Origin of the sequence: Mizugakiibacter sediminis (assembly GCF_000953855.2) — a bacterium.
Classification (GTDB): domain Bacteria; phylum Pseudomonadota; class Gammaproteobacteria; order Xanthomonadales; family Rhodanobacteraceae; genus Mizugakiibacter; species Mizugakiibacter sediminis.
Map to the genome: position 1 here is coordinate 1 of NZ_DF970253.1, position 4630 is coordinate 4630.

Consider the following 4630-nt stretch of genomic DNA (forward strand, 5'->3'; position numbering starts at 1 on the left):
CGGGGAGGGCTTTTCGTTTGCGTGCGCGCGCGGCGGGAACTTTCGCCGGACGATGCGGTACATTGCCTGTCGTCGCGGACGCCTGCCGCGACGCGCCGCCGCGCGAGGGGCGCGGCGGCGGGGCACCGCCGTCCGATCCGCGCGCGCCCGCCGCGGTGCGCGAGGCCGGTCGGCGCGCCGAGCGAATCGCTGCACCGGACCCGCGATGATCGAGACCGACAACCTCACCCGGTACTACGGCGACATTGCCGCCGTGGCCGGCATCAGCTTCCGCGTCGAACCCGGCGAGGTGCTCGGCTTCCTCGGCCCCAACGGCGCCGGCAAGTCCACCACGATGAAGATGCTGGCCGGCTTCCTCGCCCCCAGCGCCGGCACGGCGCGCGTGTGCGGCCACGACGTGCAGGCCGCGCCGCTGGCCGCCAAGCGCGTGCTCGGCTACCTGCCGGAAGGCGCGCCCAGCTACGGCGAGATGAGCGTGCGCGAATTCCTGCAGTTCATCGTGCGCATGCGCCGCGTCGATCCCGAGCAGCGCCGGCGCCGCCTGCACGACGTGATCGCCCGTCTGCAGCTCGAGCGCGTGCTGGAGCAGCCGATCGACACGCTGTCGAAGGGCTTCAAGCGCCGCGTCGGCCTGGCGCAGGCGATCGTGCACGATCCGCGCGTGCTGATCCTGGACGAGCCCACCGACGGCCTGGACCCGAACCAGAAGCACGAGGTGCGCGGGCTGATCAACGCGATGGCGCGCGAGCGCACGATCGTCATCTCCACGCACCTGCTGGAGGAAGTGCACGCGGTATGCAGCCGCGTGGTGATCATCGCCCACGGCCGCCTGCTCGCCGACGCCACGCCCGCCGAGCTGGAGGCGCGCTCGCGCTACCACGGCGCGGTGTCGTTCAGCGCGGTCAGCAGCCTCGCCGCGCGCGAGGCGCTGGAGCGGCTGCCGAGCGTCGACGGCGTCGAGGTCGATCCGCTGGACGGCCGCATCACCGTGTTCCCGCGGCCGGGACGCGATATCCTCGGCGACGTGCAGGCGCTGCTCGCCGCGCAGGGCATCCGCATCACCGAAATCCAGCTCGAGCGCGGCCGCCTCGACGAGGTGTTCCGCCGCATCACCACCGGGCCGGCCGCGGAGGCAGCGGCATGAGCGCGATGTTCGGCGTGTTCCGCCGCGAGTTCGCCAGCTACTTCGCCACGCCGGTGGCCTACGTCTTCATCGTCATCTTCCTGCTGCTGTCCGGCGCGCTGACCTTCTACCTGGGCGACTTCTACGAGCGCGGCCAGGCCGACCTGCAGCCGTTCTTCCAGTTCCAGCCATGGCTATACCTGTTCCTGGTGCCGGCGGTGGCGATGCGGCTGTGGGCGGAGGAGCGCAAGAGCGGCACGATCGAGCTGCTGCTGACGCTGCCGGTGACGATGACGCAGGCCGTGCTGGGCAAGTTCCTCGCCGCCTGGGCGTTCATCGCCATCGCGCTGGCGCTGACTTTCCCGATCTGGCTGACCGCGAACTACCTCGGCCGGCCGGACAACGGCGCGATCCTGGCCGGCTACTTCGGCAGCCTGCTGATGGCAGGCGCGTTCCTGGCGATCGGCTCGTGCCTGTCGGCGGCGACGCGCAGCCAGGTGGTGGCGTTCATCCTCACCGTCGCGGTGTGCTTCCTGTTCCTGCTCGCCGGTTTCCCGCTGGTGCTGAATTTCTTCCGCAGCTTCCTGCCGCAGGGGCTGGTGGACGGCATCGCCGCGCTGGGATTCCTCGCCCACTACGCGTCGATCGCCAAGGGCGTGCTGGACCTGCGCGACCTGCTGTTCTTCGCGCTGGTGATCGTGTTCTGGCTGTACGCCGGCGCGCTGCTGCTCGACCTGAAGAAGGCCGACTGAGGGCGCGCGCATGAAGCCGAACCGCCGCACTTCCGCCGTCGTCCTCGCGCTCGCGCTGCTCGGCGTGCTGTTCGTCGCCCTGGTGCTGGTCGGCAACCAGGCGCTGCGCGGCGCGCGCATCGACCTGACCGCGGACCATCTCTACACGCTATCGCCCGGCACCCGTTCCATCCTCGCCGGCATCGACGAGCCGGTGCATCTGACCCTGTACTTCTCCGACCACGCCACCCGCGACCTGCCGCAACTGCGCAGCTACGAGCAGCGCGTGCGCGAGATGCTGGAGGAGATGGCGCAACGCGCCAACGGCAAGCTGCAGCTCGAGGTGATCGACCCGCTGCCGTTCTCCGAAGACGAAGACCGCGCCGCCGGCGCCGGCCTCTCGGCCGCGCCGATCGGCAGCGGCGGCGCCAAGGTGTTCTTCGGCCTGGTCGGCACCAATTCCACCGACGGCCAGGCGGTGATCCCGTTCTTCCAGGCGGACAAGGAAACCTTCCTCGAATACGACATCGCCAAGCTGATCCACGACCTGACCATGCCGCGCAAGCCGGTGGTCGGCGTGCTGAGCCGCCTGCCGCTGGACGGCGAGGTCGATCCGCGCACCGGCGGCGTGCAGCCGGCGTGGGCGGTGTTGCAGGAACTGCGCCAGTTGTTCGACGTGCGCATGCTCGATGCGCAGCGCCTGCGCAAGATCGGCGACGACGTGCAAGTGCTGATGCTGGTGCAGCCGCGCGACCTGCCGGAGGACGCGCTCTATGCCATCGACCAGTTCGTGATGCGCGGCGGCCGTCTCGCCGTGTTCGTCGATCCGGACGCCGAGACCGACACCGCCGGCGCGGCGGACGCGGAGGGCGCCACGCCGCTGGCGCCGCGCAGCTCCGACCTGCCGCGCCTGTTCAAGGCCTGGGGCGTCAGCTACGACCCCAACATGGTGGTGCTGGACCGCGCGCGCGCGCTGTCGATCGCGATGAGCGCCGACGCCGCGCCGGTGCGCCATCCCGCCGTGCTCGGCTACACCGCCGACGACCTCAACCACGACGACGTGGTGACCGCCAACCTGCAGAGCATCAACGTCTCCAGCGCCGGCGCCTTCGCCCTGGCGGCGGACGGCACGGCGCGGCTGGTGCCGCTGCTGCAGAGCACCGCCGACGCGATGCGCGTGCCGGCGGCGCGCGTGCGCCTGCAGCCGGATCCGAGCGCGCTGCTGGTCGGCTACCGCCCCGACGGCGTGCACTACGTGATCGCCGGCTGGCTGGAAGGACGCTTCCGCAGCGCCTTCCCCGAGCGCAGGGACGCCGGCCACCTCGACGAGGCGAAGGCGCCCGGACGCATCCTGCTGGTCGCCGACACCGACATCCTGTCCGACCGCCTGTGGGTGCAGATGACGCCGTTCTTCGGCCAGACCCTGCTGAACGCGTTCGCCAACAACGGCGACTTCGCGGTCAACGCGGTCGACTACCTGACCGGCTCCTCGGCGCTGATCTCCATCCGCGGCCGCGCCACCGCGCGCCGTCCGTTCACCCGCGTCGAGGCGCTGCGCCGCAGCGCCGACGCGCGTTTCCGCACCAAGGAAGCGGAGCTGGAGCGCGAGCTTGCCGACACCGAGCGCCGTCTCGCCGGCCTGCAGCAGGAGAAGGGCAAGGACAACGCGCAGATCCTCAGTCCGGCGCAGAAGCAGGAGCTGGAGGCCTTCCTCAGGCGCAAGCTGGCGATCCGTCGCGAGCTGCGCGACGTGCAGCGCCAGCTGGACGCGGAGATCGAAGCGCTCGGCTCGCGGCTGAAGTTCATCGACATCCTGCTGATGCCGATCCTGGTGACGCTGGCGGCGCTGGCCTACGCCTGGCGCCGCGCGCGCCGCCGCAGGGCCGCGGGAGGCGAGCCGTGGTGAAGCTGCGCACGCTGGCGGTGCTGGCGCTGCTGGCCGCGCTGGCGGTGGCGGCGGCGGTGGCGCTGAACTGGCGCCGCGCGCCGGCCACTTCCCGCGAGGAGGGCGGCGCGCTGCTGCCGGGCCTGCAGGCGCGCCTCAACGACATCGACCGCGTCGAGCTGACCGGCGCCGGCCGTCGCCTGCTGGTGACGCTGCGGCGGGAAGCCTCCGGCTGGACGGTGGCGCAGCGCCACGGCTATCCCGCCGACATCGCCGCGCTGCGCGGCCTGCTGCTGCAACTGGCGCAGTCGCGCCTGGCCGAGCCGAAGACGACGCAGCCGGCGCGCTATGCGGTGCTCGGCGTCGAGGACGTCGCGCAGCCGAAGGCGGGCGGCGTGCAGGTCGCGCTGCACGGCGCCGGCGGCATGCCGGCGCTGATCGTCGGCCGCTACGATCCGCGCGCCGGCGGCACCTTCGTGCGCCGCGCGGGCGAGGCGCGCAGTTGGCTGGTCGCCGGCGACCTGCGCGTCGACACCGATCCCACCCACTGGCTCGACCGCGCGATCGCCGACATCCCCGCCGAACGGGTGCGCGAGGTGACGGTGCAACCCGGCGAAGGCCCGGCGTTCACCGTGTACAAGGCGCATCGCGGCGACAGCCACTACAGCGCGCGCGAGCTGGAACGACGCCGCGAGCTGGCCGCGCCTTACGACGCCGAGGAGATCGCCGGCGCGCTCGCCGGCCTCGAGCTGGACGACGTCTATCCCGCCTCGACGCGGCCGCGGCCCGCCGGCCTCGAGGCCGCGCATCTCGCGTTCCGCACCTGGGACGGCCTGGTCGTCGACGCCGATGCCTGGCAGCAGGACGGCCGCGATTATCTGCGCCTGCGCG

General features: G+C 72.1%; 5 protein-coding genes. All 5 read left to right on the forward strand.

What is annotated here, in order from left to right; genetic code table 11:
- On the forward strand, nt 1-209 hold a 209-nt coding region (locus MBSD_RS15810; RefSeq protein ID WP_237071816.1), incomplete at its 5' end, for a hypothetical protein.
- Nucleotides 206-1144 (forward strand): ABC transporter ATP-binding protein, encoded by a 939-nt coding sequence (locus MBSD_RS13500; protein WP_062537825.1) that lies wholly within the window; start codon nt 206-208, stop codon nt 1142-1144. The genes MBSD_RS15810 and MBSD_RS13500, both read left to right, overlap by 4 nt.
- Complete coding sequence (locus MBSD_RS13505; RefSeq protein WP_062537826.1) at nt 1141-1875, forward strand: ABC transporter permease subunit; 735 nt, start codon at nt 1141-1143, stop codon at nt 1873-1875. Before MBSD_RS13500 ends, MBSD_RS13505 begins: the two co-directional genes overlap by 4 nt.
- Before the next feature lie 10 nt (nt 1876-1885).
- Nucleotides 1886-3760 (forward strand): Gldg family protein, encoded by a 1875-nt coding sequence (locus MBSD_RS13510; protein ID WP_062537827.1) that lies wholly within the window; start codon nt 1886-1888, stop codon nt 3758-3760.
- Nucleotides 3754-4630, forward strand: an 877-nt coding sequence (locus tag MBSD_RS13515; RefSeq protein ID WP_114693279.1) for a DUF4340 domain-containing protein, incomplete at its 3' end; no start/stop codon positions are given. The genes MBSD_RS13510 and MBSD_RS13515, both read left to right, overlap by 7 nt.